The sequence below is a fragment of the Albibacillus kandeliae genome (assembly GCF_003116585.1).
In the GTDB taxonomy this organism is placed as follows: Bacteria; Pseudomonadota; Alphaproteobacteria; order Rhodobacterales; family Rhodobacteraceae; genus Albibacillus; species Albibacillus kandeliae.
Genome location: NZ_QEHM01000014.1, coordinates 39,480 through 56,372, shown reverse-complemented (window position 1 = coordinate 56,372; position 16,893 = coordinate 39,480). Strand labels below are relative to the sequence as shown.

15 protein-coding genes are annotated in these 16,893 nt (G+C 66.5%); 12 read left to right on the top strand and 3 right to left on the bottom strand.

Annotated elements, in window-relative coordinates:
* The first annotated feature begins 9 nt into the window (after positions 1-9).
* From DDT93_RS24650 to DDT93_RS24610, 9 genes are all read left to right on the top strand, one after another.
* Positions 10-1,221, top strand: a complete 1,212-nt coding sequence (locus DDT93_RS24650) for an acetyl-CoA C-acetyltransferase (RefSeq protein ID WP_109468620.1) — start codon at positions 10-12, stop codon at positions 1,219-1,221.
* Positions 1,221-1,703, top strand: a complete 483-nt coding sequence (locus DDT93_RS24645; protein ID WP_109468578.1) for a cupin domain-containing protein — start codon at positions 1,221-1,223, stop codon at positions 1,701-1,703. The genes DDT93_RS24650 and DDT93_RS24645 overlap by 1 nt, the downstream gene beginning before the upstream one ends.
* Positions 1,704-3,905 carry a 3-hydroxyacyl-CoA dehydrogenase NAD-binding domain-containing protein gene (locus DDT93_RS24640; RefSeq protein WP_109468577.1) on the top strand — a complete coding sequence of 734 codons (2,202 nt, stop codon included), beginning with the start codon at positions 1,704-1,706 and terminating at the stop codon, positions 3,903-3,905. It abuts the gene before it with no gap.
* A gap of 338 nt (positions 3,906-4,243) precedes the next feature.
* Positions 4,244-5,032 carry a ribose-5-phosphate isomerase RpiA gene (rpiA, locus tag DDT93_RS24635; protein ID WP_109468576.1) on the top strand — a complete coding sequence of 263 codons (789 nt, stop codon included), beginning with the start codon at positions 4,244-4,246 and terminating at the stop codon, positions 5,030-5,032.
* Between the two features lie 79 nt (positions 5,033-5,111).
* Entirely contained in the window at positions 5,112-6,473 is a 1,362-nt protein-coding gene (gor, locus tag DDT93_RS24630) for a glutathione-disulfide reductase (protein ID WP_109468575.1), read from the top strand.
* Positions 6,474-6,538: 65 nt separating this feature from the next.
* Complete coding sequence (gene hflK, locus DDT93_RS24625) at positions 6,539-7,723, top strand: FtsH protease activity modulator HflK (protein WP_109468574.1); 1,185 nt, start codon at positions 6,539-6,541, stop codon at positions 7,721-7,723.
* On the top strand, positions 7,723-8,634 hold the full coding sequence (gene hflC, locus DDT93_RS24620) for a protease modulator HflC (RefSeq protein ID WP_109468573.1): 912 nt from the start codon (positions 7,723-7,725) through the stop codon (positions 8,632-8,634). The genes hflK and hflC overlap by 1 nt, the downstream gene beginning before the upstream one ends.
* Positions 8,631-8,828 (top strand): DUF2065 domain-containing protein, encoded by a 198-nt coding sequence (locus tag DDT93_RS24615; RefSeq protein ID WP_232825564.1) that lies wholly within the window; start codon positions 8,631-8,633, stop codon positions 8,826-8,828. Before hflC ends, DDT93_RS24615 begins: the two co-directional genes overlap by 4 nt.
* Before the next feature lie 196 nt (positions 8,829-9,024).
* Positions 9,025-10,506, top strand: coding sequence for a DegQ family serine endoprotease (locus DDT93_RS24610; protein WP_109468572.1), 1,482 nt, complete (start codon positions 9,025-9,027; stop codon positions 10,504-10,506).
* 641 nt (positions 10,507-11,147) lie between these two features.
* Here the strand turns inward: DDT93_RS24610 and DDT93_RS24600 are convergent.
* Positions 11,148-11,822 carry a Crp/Fnr family transcriptional regulator gene (locus DDT93_RS24600; RefSeq protein ID WP_109468570.1) on the bottom strand — a complete coding sequence of 225 codons (675 nt, stop codon included), beginning with the start codon at positions 11,820-11,822 and terminating at the stop codon, positions 11,148-11,150.
* Between the two features lie 75 nt (positions 11,823-11,897).
* Positions 11,898-12,434, bottom strand: a complete 537-nt coding sequence (locus tag DDT93_RS24595; RefSeq protein ID WP_232825563.1) for a peptidoglycan-binding domain-containing protein — start codon at positions 12,432-12,434, stop codon at positions 11,898-11,900.
* Between the two features lie 213 nt (positions 12,435-12,647).
* Here DDT93_RS24595 and DDT93_RS24590 point away from each other — a divergent pair, with 213 nt between their 5' ends.
* Positions 12,648-12,971, top strand: coding sequence for a 2Fe-2S iron-sulfur cluster-binding protein (locus DDT93_RS24590; protein WP_109468569.1), 324 nt, complete (start codon positions 12,648-12,650; stop codon positions 12,969-12,971).
* Positions 12,972-13,153: 182 nt separating this feature from the next.
* Positions 13,154-13,813, top strand: a complete 660-nt coding sequence (locus DDT93_RS24585; protein ID WP_109468617.1) for an FG-GAP repeat domain-containing protein — start codon at positions 13,154-13,156, stop codon at positions 13,811-13,813.
* An 88-nt stretch (positions 13,814-13,901) separates the two neighbouring features.
* Here the strand turns inward: DDT93_RS24585 and purD are convergent, their stop codons facing one another.
* Positions 13,902-15,170 carry a phosphoribosylamine--glycine ligase gene (gene purD / locus DDT93_RS24580; protein WP_109468568.1) on the bottom strand — a complete coding sequence of 423 codons (1,269 nt, stop codon included), beginning with the start codon at positions 15,168-15,170 and terminating at the stop codon, positions 13,902-13,904.
* Between the two features lie 85 nt (positions 15,171-15,255).
* Between purD and xseA the strand changes: the two genes are divergently transcribed.
* The gene (xseA, locus tag DDT93_RS24575; protein ID WP_109468567.1) at positions 15,256-16,818 is read left to right on the top strand and encodes an exodeoxyribonuclease VII large subunit; all 1,563 of its coding nucleotides are present in this window, start codon (positions 15,256-15,258) and stop codon (positions 16,816-16,818) included.
* Positions 16,819-16,893 lie beyond the last annotated feature (75 nt).

The following is a 16,893-nucleotide window of genomic DNA, read 5'->3' as shown; positions in this document are numbered from 1 at the left end:
GAGGACATGATGACCGAAGCCTATATCTACGACGCCCTGCGCACCCCGCGCGGCAAGGGCCGCAAGGATGGCGCGCTGCACGAGGTGACCTCGCTGCGGCTCTCCGCCCTGACCCTGAACGCGATGAAGGAACGCAACAACCTCGACGGCCATGCGGTCGAGGACGTGATCTGGGGCAATGTCACCCAGGTGATGGAGCAGGGCGGTTGCCTCGCCCGCTCCGCCGTTCTGGCCTCCGATCTTGACGAGTCGATCCCCGGCCTTTCGATCAACCGTTTCTGCGCCTCGGGCATGGAGGCGGTGAACCTTGCCGCCAACCAGGTCAGGGGCGGTGCCGGCGAGGCCTACATCGCTGGCGGCGTCGAGATGATGGGCCGCGTGGCCATGGGCTCGGACGGGGCGGCTATCGCCGTAGATCCGACGCTGGCGATGGAGCGCTATTTCGTGCCGCAGGGCATCTCGGCCGATATCATCGCGACCGAGTACGGGTTTTCCCGTGACGAGGCCGATGCCTTTGCCGTGGAATCCCAGAAGCGCGCCAAGGCCGCCTGGGACGACAACCGCTTTGCCAAGTCGGTGATCACCGTGCGCGACCAGAACGGGCTCGAGATCCTGAGCCATGACGAATACATGCGCCCCGAGACAGACATGCAGACGCTGGGCGCGCTCAAGGCCTCCTTCAAGGACATGGGCGAGGTGATGCCCGGCTTCGACAAGGTGGCGATGCTCAAGTATCCGCACCTCGAGGCGATCAACCACATCCACCATGCTGGCAACTCCTCGGGCATCGTCGACGGCGCCGCCGCCGTGCTCATCGGCAACAAGGAATTCGGCGAGAAATACGGCATCAAGCCGCGCGCGCGCATCAGGGCGACCGCCAAGATCGGCACCGATCCGACCATCATGCTGACCGGCCCGGTGCCGGTGACCGAGAAGATCCTCAAGGACAACGGCATGAGCATCGGCGACATCGACCTGTTCGAGGTCAACGAGGCCTTTGCCTCGGTGGTGCTGCGCTTCATGCAGGCCTTTGACGTGGATCACTCCAAGGTCAACGTGAACGGCGGCTCCATTGCCATGGGCCACCCGCTGGGCGCCACCGGCGCGATGATCATCGGCACCCTGCTGGACGAGCTGGAGCGCACCGACAAGGAAGTCGGGCTCGCCACGCTCTGCATCGCGTCGGGCATGGGCGCCGCGACGATCATCGAGCGGGTGTGATGGGCAAACTCGATCTCAGCCGTGTGATGCGCCGGGCGGGGACAAGCTATCCGCCTCCGCTCGACCAGGTGGTGGCCGGGAGATCCTGGCTGCCGCTGGGCGACGCGGGGGGGCTGACCCAGTTCGGCGTCAACCTCGTGGCGCTGGAGCCGGGAGCCAACAGCTCCATGCGGCACTGGCACCTGAACGAGGACGAGTTCGTGATGGTCACCCAGGGTGCCCTGATCCTCGTGATGGATGACGGCGAGACCGAGATGCTGCCCGGCGACTGCGCCGCCTTTCCGGCGGGCGTTGCCGACGGACACTGCCTGATCAACCGGACGGAGAGCGTCGCCTCCTTCCTCGTCGTGGGCTCGCGGGCCCCGAGCGAGGTCGCGACCTATCCCGACATGAACATCAAAGTCGAATCGGAGGCCGGGCGCTCGCGTTTCCTGAACGCGGACGGCACCGACTTCATCCCCAGCGAAACGGGAGAGAACTGAATGACCGATTTCACCATGGAAAAGGGCGCCGACGGCGTCGCCATCATCACCTGGGACTGCCCGGGCAAGTCGATGAACGTGATGTCCATCGACGGACTCTCGGAGCTTGATGCCTGCATCACCGACGCCCTCGCCGACGAGGCCGTGAAGGGCATCGTCATCACCTCGGGCAAGGAAGGCTCCTTTGCCGGCGGCATGGACCTGAACCTGCTGGCGGTGATGAAGGAACAGGCGGGCGACGACCCGGCCCGCGGCCTGTTCGAGGGAACGATGCAGATGCACGGCCTGCTGCGCAAAATCGAGCGCGCGGGCATGGATGCCAAGACCAACAAGGGCGGCAAGCCGATTGCCGCCGCGCTGCCTGGCACGGCCGCGGGCATCGGCCTGGAACTGCCGCTGGCGACCCATCGCATCTTTGTCGCCGACAACCCCAAGGCCCGCATCGGCCTGCCGGAGATCATGGTCGGCATCTTCCCGGGCGCGGGCGGCACCACCCGCCTGGTGCGCAAGCTGGGCGCCATGGGCGCCTCGCCCTTCCTGCTGGAAGGCAAGATGGTCGAGCCCAAGAAGGCCAAGGCCGCGGGTCTGATCGACGAGGTGGTCGAGGATCCGCTCGCCGCCGCCAAGGCGTGGGTGTTGGGTGCGACCGACGCCGACATCGTCAAGCCGTGGGATGCCAAGGGCTACAAGATGCCCGGCGGCGCGCCCTACCACCCGGCGGGCTTCATGACCTTCGTGGGCGCCAACGCCATGGTGAACGCGAACTCCAAGGGGGCCTACCCGGCGCCCAAGGCGCTGCTCTCGGCGGTTTACGAAGGCGCGCTGGTGCCCTTCGACACCGCGCTGAAGATCGAGGCGCGCTGGTTCACCCATGTTCTGATGAACCCCTCCTCGGGCGCGATGATCCGCTCGCTGTTCCTGAACAAGGAAGCGCTGGAAAAGGGCGCGGTGCGGCCCAAGGACGTGCCGGACCAGCGCGTGAAGAAGCTCGGCGTACTCGGCGCGGGCATGATGGGCGCGGGCATCGCGCTGGTCTCGGCGCAGGCGGGCATGGAGGTCGTGCTGATCGACCGTGACCAGGCTGCTGCCGACAAGGGCAAGGCCTATTCCGAGGCCTATCTCGACAAGGGCATCGCGCGGAAGAAGGTCACGCCCGAGAAGAAGGAGGCGATGCTGAACCTCATCACCGCCACCCCCGACCTCGACAAGCTGGCCGGCTGTGACCTGATCATCGAAGCGGTATTCGAGGATCCGGGCGTGAAGGCCGAGATCACCCAGAAGGTGGAAAAGATCATCCCCGCCGACTGCATCTTTGCCTCCAACACCTCGACCCTGCCGATCACCGGCCTCGCCAAGGCGTTCCACAAGCCGGACAACTTCATCGGCATCCACTTCTTCTCGCCGGTCGAGAAGATGCTGCTGGTCGAGATCATCAAGGGCAAGGAAACCGGTGACGTGGCCGTGGCCAAGGCGCTCGACTACGTGCGCCAGATCCGCAAGACGCCGATCGTGGTGAACGACGCGCGGTTCTTCTACTGCAACCGCTGCATCATCCCCTACATCAACGAGGGCGCACGGATGATCACCGAAGGCGTGAAGCCGGTGCTGATCGACCACGCGGCCGAGCAACTGGGCTTCCCGGTCGGGCCGATCCAGCTGACCGACGAGACCTCGATCGACCTTGGCGCCAAGATCGCGCGGGCGACCAAGGCGGCGATGGGCAATGCCTATCCCGAGAGCCCGTCCGATGACCTGATCTTCTTCATGGAAGAGCAGGGGCGTCTGGGCCGCAAGTCCAAGGCGGGCTTCTTCGACTACGACGAGAAGGGCAAGCGCACCGGCTACTGGCACGGTCTGCACGACCGCTTCCCGCTGGCCGAGCAACAACCCGACCTGATCGAGGTGCAGGAGCGCCTGATGTTCAGCCAGGTGCTGGAGGCGGTCCGCGCGCTGGAGGAAGGCGTGCTGGAGGACATTCGCGAAGGCGACGTCGGCGCGATCCTGGCCTGGGGCTTTGCACCCTGGTCCGGCGGCCCGTTCAGCTGGCTCGACATCATCGGCGCCGAATACGCCGCCGAGCGCTGCGACCAGCTCGAGGCGGCCTATGGCGAACGCTTCAAGTGCCCACCGCTGCTGCGCGAGATGGCCGAGAAGGGCGAGACCTTCTACGAGCGCTTCTCGCCCGAGGCGAAGGCGGCCTGATCAGGCAAAGCCTGACTTTGGGAAATGGGGAACCCCCGGTCGAAAGGCCGGGGGTTTCTTGTGTGAGGTCATCCCCTTGCCCGGAACAGAGGCGCGCGAAGCGCGCCGACGGGCAGCGGCCGACCGCCCCCCGGGCGGCCGCTACGTCAACGAATGGGCCCCGTTCACTCGTCCGATGTGGCGTCGCCATAAAGCGCCCGGCTTGAAACTGTTGCAGCGTCCCCCCGCGGTCGGCCGCTGCCCGGCCTGACCCGAACGTGTTCAAATCCAACCCAATTCCCCCTCGCCCCCGGGTTGCATTGCCCCTATAAACCTCCGGAACCATTTTGGAGCCGCCCATGTCCGGAGAGCTGTCGCCCATCGACAAGGCCAAGTTCGTCGCTGCCCGACGGGCGGCGGATTTCGTCGAGGATGGCATGCGCGTCGGGCTGGGCACCGGCAGCACCGCCGCGTGGCTGGTCCGCTGCCTCGGCGAGATGGTGCGCGAGGAGGGGTTGCGCATCAAGGGAGTGCCGACCTCGACCCGCACCGCCGAACTGGCTCGGGACGTGGGCATCGACGTGATTTCGCTGGACGAGGCCAAGTGGCTGGACCTGACCATCGACGGCGCCGACGAATTCGACGGTGACCTGAACCTGATCAAGGGCGGCGGCGGCGCGCTGCTGCAGGAAAAGATCGTCGCCACCGCATCGGACCAGATGATCGTCATCGCGGACGCCGGGAAGGAGGTCGAGACGCTTGGCGCCTTCCCCCTGCCGATCGAGGTGATCCCCTTCGGCTGGCAGACCACGCAGGCGCTGGTGGAAGAGACGCTGATCTCGATGGACGTGCTGGGCCGGAGCTCGACCCTGCGGATGAACAATGACCGCCCCTTCATGACCGACGAGGGCAATCACATCCTGGATCTGCACCTGAAACGCATCGGTAACCCGCGCCAGCTTGCTTTGGTGCTGAACCAGATGCCGGGCGTGGTTGAAAACGGACTTTTCATTGATATCTGTGACATCGTGATAGTGGGGTTCGGCGATGGCCGGGTCGAACTGCGCGACATCAACAAGGGTACCGTCGAACATGACCGGCTGGATTTCGTCGAAACCGACAACCTGTTCACCGATCTGGGCGACTGACCCCGGCCGCAACGCGCCCGCGGGCGATGAACCGAAAGGCCGCCGCGCGGGCGGCCGCATTGACTGAGGACTATCCGACATGAGTTTTGACTATGATCTGTTCGTCATCGGGGGCGGATCGGGAGGTGTGCGCGCGGCCCGTGTGGCGGCAGGCGAGGCTGGCGCCAAGGTGGCTCTCGCTGAGGAAGATCGCTACGGCGGCACCTGCGTGATCCGCGGCTGCGTGCCGAAAAAGCTCATGGTCTTTGCCTCGACCTATTCCGAGCTGCCGGCCTCTGCCGGGGCCTACGGATGGGACATGCAGCTGGGCCCCTTCGACTGGTTGGCCTTCAAGGGGCGCCTGCACGCCGAACTCGACCGGCTGGAAGGCATCTATCGCAACCTGCTCAAGAATTCCGGCGTCGAATCCTTCGACGCGCGCGCGCGTGTCGCCGATGCCCATACGGTCGAACTGTCGGACGGGCGCAGCTTCACCGCCAAGCACATCCTTGTCGCCACCGGCGGACGCCCGGTGCGCCCGGACATCCCGAATGCCGATCTCGGGATCGTGTCCGACGACATCTTCAACCTCGAGACGCTGCCCAAGTCGATCCTGATCATCGGCGGCGGCTACATCGCCTGCGAGTTCGCCTGCATCCTGCACGGGCTTGGCGTCGAGGTGACGCAATACTACCGTGGCGAGCAGATCCTGCGTGGTTTTGACGGCGAGGCGCGGGCGCTGGTGGCCGATGCCATGAAAGGCCGTGGCATCGATCTGCAGACCGGCACCGACATCGCCGAGATGGCGCGCGACGCCGAGGGCGGTATCCGCGTCAAGTCGACCACCGGGGCCGAACGCAGCTTCGAAACCGTCTTCTTCGCCACCGGGCGCAGCCCGAACACGGCGGGGATGGGGCTGGAGGCCGTGGGCGTCGAACTGGGCCGCAAGGGCGAAATCGTGGTCGACGCGTACAGCCAGACGGCCGTGCCCTCGATCTATGCCATCGGCGACGTCACCGACCGGGTGAACCTGACACCTGTCGCGATCCGCGAGGGCATGGCTTTCGTCGAGACGGTGTTCAAGGGCAACCCGACGCCGGTGGATCACGACCTGATCCCCTCGGCGATCTTCACCCAGCCGGAACTTGGCACCGTCGGCCTCAGCGAGGAAGACGCGGCGGCGCAGGAACCCATCGAGGTCTACGCAACCTCGTTCCGTCCGATGAAGGTCTCGTTCGCCGATCAACCGGACCGGGTGATGATGAAGCTCATCGTGTCGCAGAAGACGCGCAAGATACTCGGGTGCCATATCGTCGCGCCCGAGGCAGGCGAGTTGATCCAGATGGCAGGGATTGCCATCAAGATGGGGGCAACCAAGGAAGATTTCGACCGGACCGTGGCGGTGCACCCGACCATGTCGGAAGAAATCGTCACCATGCGAAACCCGACCCGAACGGCTTGATTTGAGCCGGGTCGTATTCGCGTTATAAGAGATTGCCGCATCTGGCGGCGCAGAGGGGAAACTGTATGGCAGGCAACAGCGGCGGGCCTTGGGGGGGCGGAGGCTCTTCCGGAGGCGGCGGAGGCAACCGGGGCAACAACGGCGGCGACCGGAACAACGGGGGCGGCGGTCGTCGTCCCGAAGGCGGTGGATCGCAGATCCCCGAGATCGACGATCTCGTGAAACGTGGTCAGGAACAGCTGCGCGTCCTGATGGGCGGCCGTGGCGGTTCGGGCGGGCAGGGCGGCGGTCCGCGCCGCAGCGGCCCCATGTTCACCCGCGGAACTATCGGTCTCGGCATCGTCGCGGCGCTGGTGCTCTGGGCGCTGGCGAGCTTCTATACGGTTAAGCCGGAAGAGAAATCCGTCGAGCTGCTGCTGGGCAAGTTCTATGCCATCGGCGAGCCGGGCCTGAACTTTGCGCCCTGGCCCATAGTCACGGCAGAGGTCATCCCGGTCACCCGCGAAAACACCGAGGACATCGGGACCGGGACGCGCGGCACCGATGCGGGTCTGATGCTGACCGGCGACGAGAACGTGGTCGACATCGACTTTCAGGTGGTCTGGAACATCAACGATCCGGCCAAGTACCTGTTCAACCTGCGCGACCCCAAGCCGACGATCCGCGCGGTTTCGGAATCGGCCATGCGCGAGATCATCGCGCAGTCGCAGCTTGCCCCGATCCTCAACCGTGACCGCGGCGTGATCGCGGACCAGTTGCATGACCTGATCCAGAGCACGCTCGACGCCTACGACAGCGGCGTGACCATCATCCGCGTCAACTTTGACCGGGCCGACCCGCCGCAGCCGGTGATCGACGCCTTCCGCGACGTTCAGGCGGCCGAGCAGGAACGCACCCGTACGCGCAACGTGGCTGACGCCTATGCCAACAGGGTTCTCGCCGAGGCGCGCGGTAAGGCCGCGCAGATCGTCGAAGAGGCCGAAGGTTACCGCGCCCGCGTCGTCAACGAGGCGATGGGTGAAGCCAGCCGCTTCAGCGCGGTGCTCGAAGAGTACCTGAAGGCGCCGGAAGTGACCCGCAAGCGTCTCTACCTCGAAACGATGGAAGAGGTTCTTGGCGGTCTCGACAAGATCGTCGTGGACGACAAGACCTCCGGCAGCGGTGTCGTGCCCTACCTGCCGCTCAACGAACTGACGCGCACCAAGCCTGCGACCACCGTCGACAGCACCACCTCGGGAGGATCGAACTGATGCGGAAATCGACTTTTGCTCTGCCGGTCGTCGTCATCGCGCTGGTGCTCCTGCTGTCCTCGATCTTCATCGTGGACGAGCGTGAGAAGGCGCTGGTGCTTCAGTTCGGTCGCGTTGTCGCGGTCAAGGAAGATCCGGGCCTCGCGTTCAAGATCCCGCTGATCCAGGAAGTCGTGCGCTATGACAGCCGTATCCTCAGCCGGGATGTCGAGCCGCTGGAAGTCACGCCGCTCGATGACCGCCGCCTCGTGGTGGATGCCTTCGCGCGCTACCGGATCTCCGACGTCACCCGGTTCCGTCAGGCCGTCGGTGCCGGTGGCATCACCATCGCCGAAAGCCGTCTCGACTCGATCCTGCGGTCGCAGACCCGGGAAGTGCTGGGTTCCGTGTCGTCCAACGACATCCTGAGTTCCGACCGCGCGGCCCTGATGCTGCGCATCCGCAACGGCGCCATCGCCGAGGCGCGCGCGCTGGGCGTCGACATCATCGACGTGCGCCTGCAATCCACCGACCTGCCGCAGCAGAACCTCGCGGCAACCTTCGAACGGATGCGGGCCGAGCGGGAACGCGAGGCGACGGACGAGCGCGCCCGCGGTCAGGAAGCCGCGCAGCGTATCCGCGCGCAGGCCGACCGGACCGTGGTCGAACTGGTGTCGGACGCACAGCGTGAGGCCGAGATCGCCCGAGGCGAGGCCGATGCCGAGCGGAACAGTATCTTTGCCGAGGCCTTCGGTCGTGACGAGGACTTCTTTGAGTTCTATCGCTCGCTGACGGCCTATGCGCGTGCCCTGAAAGGCGGCAATTCCAGCATGGTGCTGTCGCCCGACTCGGAGTTCTTCAAGTTCCTGAAGTCTGCCGAGGGCACACCCGCTCCTGCACCGGCACCGACCACCGGGGCCGCGTCGAATTGATCGCGGCCCTCTGCTTCGGCCTTGGACTGGTTCTCGTGATCGAGGGGCTGGTCTGGGCCGTGGCACCCAACATGGTCGAACAACTCCTGGTGTTCCTGCGCGAGCTTCCCTTGCCCGCGCGACGCCAGATCGGGGCCCTTGTCATGGTGGCAGGGGCCTTTTTGCTGTGGGTCGCACAGGTCTTTGGCCCGTGACATGGCGAAACCCCGCGCGCCGGGCGCTCACATCGACTTGATCGGGGCTTGAATGGCGCCCTATTGGCGGCAACACCCTTTGCGGTCGGACGCAAAGCGACTACATTGTCCGGCGAGTGCGGCCTGGCGGCTCTTCCGCCGCCTTGGCGGGCCCGTGGCACGGGTCAAAGTAACAAAGTCCACGAGGAGAGTACCATTGCAATCACAGGCAGTCACCAGGGCGCGCGCCCGGTCCCCGCAGACCGAGATGCGCGCACGCATGTTCTGGATCGGCGTCCTCAGCCTTCTGTTCCTGGCGGTACAGGCGCTGTCGGCACAGGCCAAGATGGAGAGCCTCGCGCCGCTGGCGGAAAAGATCAGCCCCTCGGTGGTGAACATCACCACCTCGACCCTTGTCGAAGGGCGCACCGGCCCGCAGGGCATCGTGCCGGAGGGCTCGCCCTTCGAGGACTTCTTCCGCGACTTCCAGAACCGCAACAACAACGGTGACGCGCCCAAGCCCCGCCGCTCCTCGGCGCTAGGGTCCGGTTTCGTGATTTCCGAGGATGGCTACGTTGTCACCAACAACCACGTGATCGACGGCGCCGACGAGATCACCATCGAATTCTTCTCGGGCGAGGAACTGCCGGCCAAGGTCGTCGGAACCGACCCGAACACGGATATCGCGCTGCTCAAGGTCGAGGCGGATCACCCGCTTCCCTTCGTCAGCTTCGGTGACAGCGATCAGGCCCGCGTGGGCGACTGGGTCATCGCCATGGGCAACCCGCTGGGGCAGGGCTTCTCCGTGTCCTCCGGTATCGTCTCGGCCCGCAACCGCGCCCTCTCGGGCACCTACGATGACTACATCCAGACCGACGCGGCCATCAACCGGGGCAACTCGGGCGGCCCGCTGTTCAACATGGACGGCGAAGTGATCGGCGTGAACACCGCGATCCTGTCGCCCAACGGTGGCTCGATCGGCATCGGCTTCTCCATGGCATCGAACGTCGTCAGCAAGGTGGTGGCGCAGCTCAAGGAATTCGGCGAGACACGCCGTGGCTGGCTGGGCGTCCGCATTCAGGACGTGACCGACGACGTGGCCGAGGCCATGGGTCTGGCCAAGGCCGAAGGCGCGCTGGTCACCGACGTTCCCGATGGTCCCGCCAAGGACGCAGGCCTGCTGTCGGGCGACGTGATCCAGAGCTTTGACGGGGTAGAGGTCAAGGACACCCGTGCGCTGGTGCGTCAGGTCGGCAACACCACCGTGGGCAAGGCCGTGCGCGTGACCGTGTTCCGCGAAGGCGCCACCAAGACCGTTCTTGTGACGCTGGGCCGCCGCGAGGATGCCGAGCGTGACACCCCCGCTGCCGAACCGGGCGCAACACAGCCGGATCAGCAGGAGAAGGACGTGCTGGGCCTGACGCTGAGCGTCCTGACCCCGGAGATCCGCAGCGAGATGAACATCCCCGACGGGACCGAGGGCCTTGTCGTCGTGAACGTCGACGAAGCCAGCGAAGCCTTTGAAAAGGGTCTGCGCATGGGTGACGTGATCACCGAGGCAGGCCAGCAGAAAGTGGCCGAGCTGAGCGATCTCGACGACCGCATCAAGGAAGCCAAGGAAGGCGGCCGCAAGTCCCTGCTGCTGCTGGTTCGCCGCGCTGGCGAGCCGCGCTTCGTGGCGCTGACGCTGGACGAGTAAGGGCAGGGCCTCCGGGCCCGTTCCCTCCAGAAACTGCAAGGCCATGTGCTACGTGCACATGGCCTTTTTACTCTTGAACCTGAGACTCGTTAGAAATCAGAAGTTTTGCAGTAGCGTGTGAATAAGCAGGGACCAAACCAGCAGAATGGCTGGCAAACTCGTAAGGAAAACAAAACGTAGTACCGTGTTCTGGTCCTGCCCGGCGCGGAAGGTTCGGGACGGGACAGTAAAGCCGCGCCGGACAGGGACCATGGCGGAGCGGACCATGCGGCAGTCTGGGGAGGACTTGTTGATCATGACCGGCTCCTTTCCGGAGGCCGCCGGGTTCATGGGGATGGGATGGCGACCTCATGAGCCCAATATGGCGCATGACTCGGGCTACGTATGTGAAGGACGTCACACAGCCCCGAAATTCCGCAAAAACACCCGGTTTGGCGAAATAATCTTGGCTCGATGGTGGGCTTTGTTTCTCGTTCGCGCAGGACGCGAATTTCCGGGCGTATCTGCCTTCTCATCCGATTCTGAATCGCAGGCGGCACAGCCGCAGATTGAGGGGGCTTAGATTGAGCGCATGCACTCTGCAGAACCTGCCGGGGTCCGGCAGGCCGTTTCAGCGATTCCGTTCGGGGATTCGTCCGGGATCAGACCTGGTCCGGGTCGGCAAGGGCCTGCAGCGCGGGCCGGTCGAGAACCGACAGTGCCCCGCGTGAGGACCCGACCACGCCAAGCTTCTTCCAGACCGAGAGCGTCTTGGACACCGCCTCGCGCGTCGCGCCCACGAATTCCGCCAGCTCCGACTGGCTCAGCGACAGGCGGCTGGAATCCCCGTCGGGACGGTCGGTCAGGTAGAGGATCTTGCGGGCGAGCCGGGTCGGCAGGGGCAGGAACACCTGCTCGTTCAGCTGCCGGTCCATCCAGCGCATCCGCTGGCCGGCCAGCTGGATCAGGTCGATGGCAAGGTCCGGTTCCTCGCGCACCTTGGCCAGCACGTCGTCATAACGGACCCGGCGCAGGATGCAGGGCTCCAGCGCGCTGATGGTCGCCGTGCGCTCGCCCGGGTCGAAGAGGGCGATCTCGCCGAACAGCGCACCGGGCCGCATCACGTTCAGTGCCAGCTTGCGCCCGTCCATCGACAGGACCGAGACTTCGAGCGTGCCATCGATCAACGCATAGAGCGCCCGCGCCTCGTCGCCCTGCTCGAACAGCACCTCGCCGGAGGCGAGTTTGCTTTCCACTGAAACCGCTTCCAGCATGTCGATGAGCGCGTCCGAGGCCTCGGACAGGAAGCCGGTTTTGGGAAGTTTGTCTGAGGTCATGGGCTCGCCTTGCGATTGCGGCGCCAGACTAGCAAGAAATTCCCTTATCTCAAGGCGTTTAAGGCGATCCGGGGATCAGCCCTGCTCGGCCCGGGGAATGGCGACCAGCCCGATGCGGCGGGCGCTCTGCAACGACAGGATGTCCGAGGCGATCCCGTCCCCGGCCTGATAGGTGCGGATCGCGCGGCGGGTCGGTGCGTCGAGCACACCGCTCATGTGGCCGCCAAGCAGCCCCCGCACCGCCAGCGCCCGCTGCAGCGAAGTGATGAACTCCGGTGTCAGCCGCTCGGGGCAGACCGTCTCGAACAGGGTCTCGCGCCGTGGGGTCACGATCTCCTGCCGGGTCTCGCTGTGATAGAGCGGCGGGCGCAGCAGTGTGCCGTCGCTGGCGTACTCCGCAGGGCGCGCCACGGCTTGGTGGATGCGGGTCTCGATCACCGCCGGGGTCACGTGCCGCGCCCAGCAACTGCCCTCCGGGGCGCCGGGCGGAGCGCTCACCCGCCCGTCCACCGCCACCGGGTTCTCCGCTCCCGACTGCAGACCGTCCATGCAGGCGGCCTGGGCCATCAGGCTCAGCGCCAGCAGGGCAATGACCGGTCGGGGGAAGAACATGCTCGTGGCCTCTGTCGGGCGTTTCGGGGTGCAGATTAGACCAAACCGGGGGAGGGGGCCAAGCACCCAGTCGCGGCGGCGTCGGCGTGCCCGTCTGAGGGCGTTCGGGCATATCCCCGGCCCCTGTCCCGGAACCCGGGCCAAAAGGGGCTGGCAGTCCCAAGGACGGTTGGCTAGACAGGCATGGCTTAAGATCGAAAGGGAAACGCCCGAATGGCAAAGATTACCTACATCGAGCACAACGGCACCGAACATGTGGTCGACGTCGCCAATGGCCTGACCGTCATGGAAGGCGCACGCGACAACAACATTCCCGGCATCGAGGCCGATTGCGGCGGTGCCTGTGCCTGCTCCACCTGCCATGTCTACGTGGACCCGGCCTGGGTCGACAAGCTTCCGGCCAAGGAAGACATGGAAGAGGACATGCTCGACTTTGCCTACGAGCCCGACCCGGCGCGTTCGCGCCTGACCTGTCAGCTCCGCGTGACCGACGCCCTCGACGGTCTCGTCGTGCAGATGCCCGAAAAGCAGATCTGATGGTGCGGCGGGCGATCTTCTCGCTCGCCTGTCTCCTTGCCACGGCCGGTGCGGGCGCGCCTCTTGTCGCCTGCTCGCCGCAGTTTCCCGTCGGCGGCCTTCCTGGCCGCGCGACTGAAATCACTTTCCCGAACCGCAGCGCCGGTGGGCGCCATGAATACTGGGCGCCCGCGGGGGCGCGCATGATCATGACCGCCGCCCTCGCGAGCGAGACCGCGGAATACGGTCACAACATCATGGGTCCGCTGCAGGACGCCAAGGGCCTCACCATCCATATCTCGCGCGAGGGAGACAGCCGGGTCAGTTGCCCCGCCGAGGTCCTGCTGCCCGAGGGCGAGGTCTTCGAGGATTTCGCCCCGCGTCTCGCCGATCTCGACGGCGACGGCATGCCCGAGGTGATCGTGGTCCAGAGCAGCCTGTCCGAGGGCGCGCGGCTCGCCATCTACGACCGCCGTGCCCGCCTGCTGGCCGCCACCCCCTACATCGGCCAGTCCCGGCGCTGGCTCGCCCCGCTCGGCGCGGCGGATCTCGATGGCGACGGTGCGGTGGAGATTGCCTATGTCGACCGTCCCCACCTCGCCAGGACCCTGCGGGTCTGGCGCTATCGCAAGGGCCGCCTGACCGAAGTCGCCAGTGCGCCGGGACTGACCAACCACCGCATCGGCGACACGGTGATCACCGGCGGCATCCGCAATTGCGCCCAGCCGCCCGAGATCGTCACGGTCAACGCCGACTGGTCCCGCATCATCGCCACGCGCCTTGTCTCCGGCACGCTCACGTCGCGTGACCTCGGCCCATATCGCGCGCCCGCCGACATCGCAAAGGCGCTCGCCTGCCCCTAGATAGGGCAGGCCGCTTCTTTGGGTTCCAAATATCCCGGGGGTGAATTGGCCCAAAGGGCCAAGAGGCGGCAGCGCCCCCTCCACCGCATTACCGCGAGAGCGCGCGCCAGCCGATATCGCTGCGGAAGAAGCCCTCGGGCCAGTCAATGGCCCCTGCCATGGCATAGGCGCGCTCGGCCGCCTCGGCCAGCGTCGCACCGCGCGCGGTGACGTTCAGCACCCGTCCGCCGTTGGAGACCAGCTTGCCATCCTTCATCGCGGTCCCGGCATGGAAACACATCTGCTGGCTGGTCTCGGGCAGGGTGTCCAGCCCCCGGATCTCGGTGCCCTTCCGGTAGGTGCCCGGATAGCCCTCGGCCGCCAGAACGATGGTCAGCGCGTGATCCTCGGACCAGTTCACCTTGGTCTCCGCCAGCCGCCCCTCGGCGGCGGCATGCATCAGGTCCATCGCCTGCGCGCCAAGCCGCATCATCAGCACCTGGCATTCCGGGTCGCCGAAGCGCACGTTGTATTCCACCAGTCGCGGCTGACCGTCCTTGATCATCAACCCGACGTAGAGAACGCCCTGGTAGGGGGTGCCGCGCTTCGCCATCTCGGCCATCGTCGGCTTGACGATCTCGTCCAGCGCCTTCTGCGTCACGGCGTCGGTCATCACCGGTGCCGGGGAGTAGGCGCCCATGCCGCCGGTGTTCGGGCCGGTGTCGCCGTCGCCCACGCGCTTGTGGTCCTGCGCCGTGCCGATAGGCAGCACGGTCTCGCCGTCACAGAGCACGAAGAACGAGGCTTCCTCGCCTTCCATGAACTCCTCGATCACCACCTCGGCCCCCGCGCTGCCGAACTCGCCGCCGAACATGTCGTCGATGGCCTCCACCGCTTCTTCCTCGGTCATCGCGACGATCACGCCCTTGCCGGCGGCCAGGCCATCTGCCTTGACCACGATGGGCGCGCCCTCGGCGCGGATGTAGTCCTTGGCCGGGCCTGCCTCGGTGAAGCGCGCATAGCCTGCGGTCGGCGCGTTGGCCGCATCGCAGATCTCCTTGGTAAAGGCCTTGGAGGCCTCCAGCCGCGCCGCGCCCTCCGAGGGGCCGAACACGAGGAACCCGCCGTCGCGCAGCCGGTCCGCCACGCCCGCCGCCAGCGGCGCCTCGGGGCCCACGATCACGAAGTCGATGACATTGTTCTCGCAGAACTCCACCACAGCGGCCCCGTCGAGGATGTCGAGATCGGCGCAGGTGGCGATCCCCGCGATGCCCGCGTTGCCCGGTGCGACGATCAGCTTGTCGCACTTGGGGTTCTGCATCACCGCCCAGGCCAGCGCATGTTCGCGCCCGCCGCTGCCCAGAATGAGGATGTTCATGCGCGTCTCCGTTCCGCCTGCCCTTGGCCTTGCCGTGCGCGCGTTCTAAGCTCTGCGCCGAGGCGAGACAAGGCAAGGCAGACGCATGAGCGACCTATTCGAGGACCCGGCCCCGGCCCCCGGCGCGGGCGGCAACACCCCGGAATTCAGCGTGTCCGAGATCTCGGGGGCGATCAAGCGCACGCTCGAGGGCGAATTCGGCCGCATCCGCGTGCGCGGCGAGGTCGGCCGCGTGTTCAAGGCGCGCTCGGGTCACCTCTACTATGACGTCAAGGACGACCGCAGCGTGCTCGCCTGCACCACGTGGAAGGGGCAGATCGCCAGCCTCTCCGTGGTCCCGGAAGAGGGGCTGGAGGTGGTGGTCACCGGCCGCCTGACCGCCTTTGGCGCGCAGTCCAAGTACAACATGAACGTGGACGAGGTGGAGGTCGCGGGGCAGGGCGCACTGATGGCGCTGCTGGAGAAACGCAAGAAGCAGCTCGCCGCCGAGGGGCTATTCGACGAAGCCCGCAAGAAACCGCTGCCCTATCTGCCGAACATCATCGGCGTGGTCACCTCGCCCTCCGGGGCGGTGATCCGCGACATCCTGCATCGCCTGCGCGACCGCTTCCCGCGCAAGGTGCTGATCTGGCCGGTGGCGGTGCAGGGCGCGAATTGCGCCCCCGAGGTCGCCCGCGCCATCGAGGGCTTCAACCGGCTCACCCCCGGCGGCGCCCTGCCACGCCCCGATCTCATCATCGTCGCCCGCGGCGGCGGCTCGGTCGAGGACCTCTGGGGTTTTAACGAGGAGATCGCGGCTCGCGCCGCCGCCGCCTCGCGGATCCCGCTGATCTCGGCCGTGGGGCACGAGACCGACACCACGCTGATCGACTTCGTCTCGGACCGCCGTGCGCCGACTCCCACCGCCGCTGCCGAACTCGCCGTGCCGGTGCGGATGGAGCTGCTGGCCTGGACCGAGTCGCAGGGGGCCCGACTGATCCGCGCGGCGCAGACGGCCCTGCGCCAGCGCCGCCAGCGCCTCGCCGACCTCTCGCGCGCCCTGCCGCGGGGCGACAGCCTGCTCGCCACCGCCCGCCAGCGGCTCGACCGTGCCTCCGACCAACTCCCCGGCGCACTGATCGCCGGGGTCCAGCGTCACCGCGTGCATCTCTCGGAAACCAGCGGCAGCCTGCGCCCCGGCCTGCTGACCCGCCGCATCGCCGCCGAGAGCCGCGACCTCGCGCGCCAGTCCGCCCGCCTCGCCCCGGCCCTGAGCCGGGGCCTCGCCAAGCAGCGTGACGCCTACCTCGCCCGAGCCGCCCGTCTGCGCCCGGGACAGCTGAGCGCCCAGATCGCCCGGCAAAAACAGGACCTCGACCGCCTCTCGCGCCGCTTCTCGGTCGCGGGGCAGGCGCAGGTCCGAACCCTCTCCGCCCGCCTTTCGACGGCGGACCGCATGCTCTCGACCCTCGGCTACGAGGCGACGCTGGAGCGCGGCTATGCCGTGGTGCGCGCCGAGGGCGTGCTCGTTACAACCGAGGCGGAGGCGGCGAAACATCCGCTGCTGGAAATCCAGTTCGCCGACGGCCGCCTCACGGTCGGCGCCGCCGGATCGAAACCGCGCAAGGGCGCGAAGGGCGACGCGCCGGATCAGGGCTCTCTGTTCTGACTGACCTCTCGGGGGCGCGAGCGCGTCGGCGCTGCATGAGTATTTGAAGAGAAAAGAAATACGGGCCATCTTTTC

Excerpts from the sequence above, each read along its gene's own strand:
- DDT93_RS24585 (WP_109468617.1), top strand. The coding sequence starts at position 13,154 with ATGATCATGACCGCCGCCCTCGCGAGCGAGACCGCGGAATACGGTCAC.
- DDT93_RS24640 (WP_109468577.1), top strand. The coding sequence starts at position 1,704 with ATGACCGATTTCACCATGGAAAAGGGCGCCGACGGCGTCGCCATCATC.
- rpiA (WP_109468576.1), top strand. The coding sequence starts at position 4,244 with ATGTCCGGAGAGCTGTCGCCCATCGACAAGGCCAAGTTCGTCGCTGCC.
- DDT93_RS24595 (WP_232825563.1), bottom strand. The coding sequence starts at position 12,434 with ATGTTCTTCCCCCGACCGGTCATTGCCCTGCTGGCGCTGAGCCTGATG.
- hflK (WP_109468574.1), top strand. The coding sequence starts at position 6,539 with ATGGCAGGCAACAGCGGCGGGCCTTGGGGGGGCGGAGGCTCTTCCGGA.
- gor (WP_109468575.1), top strand. The coding sequence starts at position 5,112 with ATGAGTTTTGACTATGATCTGTTCGTCATCGGGGGCGGATCGGGAGGT.
- DDT93_RS24650 (WP_109468620.1), top strand. The coding sequence starts at position 10 with ATGACCGAAGCCTATATCTACGACGCCCTGCGCACCCCGCGCGGCAAG.
- DDT93_RS24590 (WP_109468569.1), top strand. The coding sequence starts at position 12,648 with ATGGCAAAGATTACCTACATCGAGCACAACGGCACCGAACATGTGGTC.
- purD (WP_109468568.1), bottom strand. The coding sequence starts at position 15,170 with ATGAACATCCTCATTCTGGGCAGCGGCGGGCGCGAACATGCGCTGGCC.
- hflC (WP_109468573.1), top strand. The coding sequence starts at position 7,723 with ATGCGGAAATCGACTTTTGCTCTGCCGGTCGTCGTCATCGCGCTGGTG.
- DDT93_RS24600 (WP_109468570.1), bottom strand. The coding sequence starts at position 11,822 with ATGACCTCAGACAAACTTCCCAAAACCGGCTTCCTGTCCGAGGCCTCG.
- xseA (WP_109468567.1), top strand. The coding sequence starts at position 15,256 with ATGAGCGACCTATTCGAGGACCCGGCCCCGGCCCCCGGCGCGGGCGGC.
- DDT93_RS24645 (WP_109468578.1), top strand. The coding sequence starts at position 1,221 with ATGGGCAAACTCGATCTCAGCCGTGTGATGCGCCGGGCGGGGACAAGC.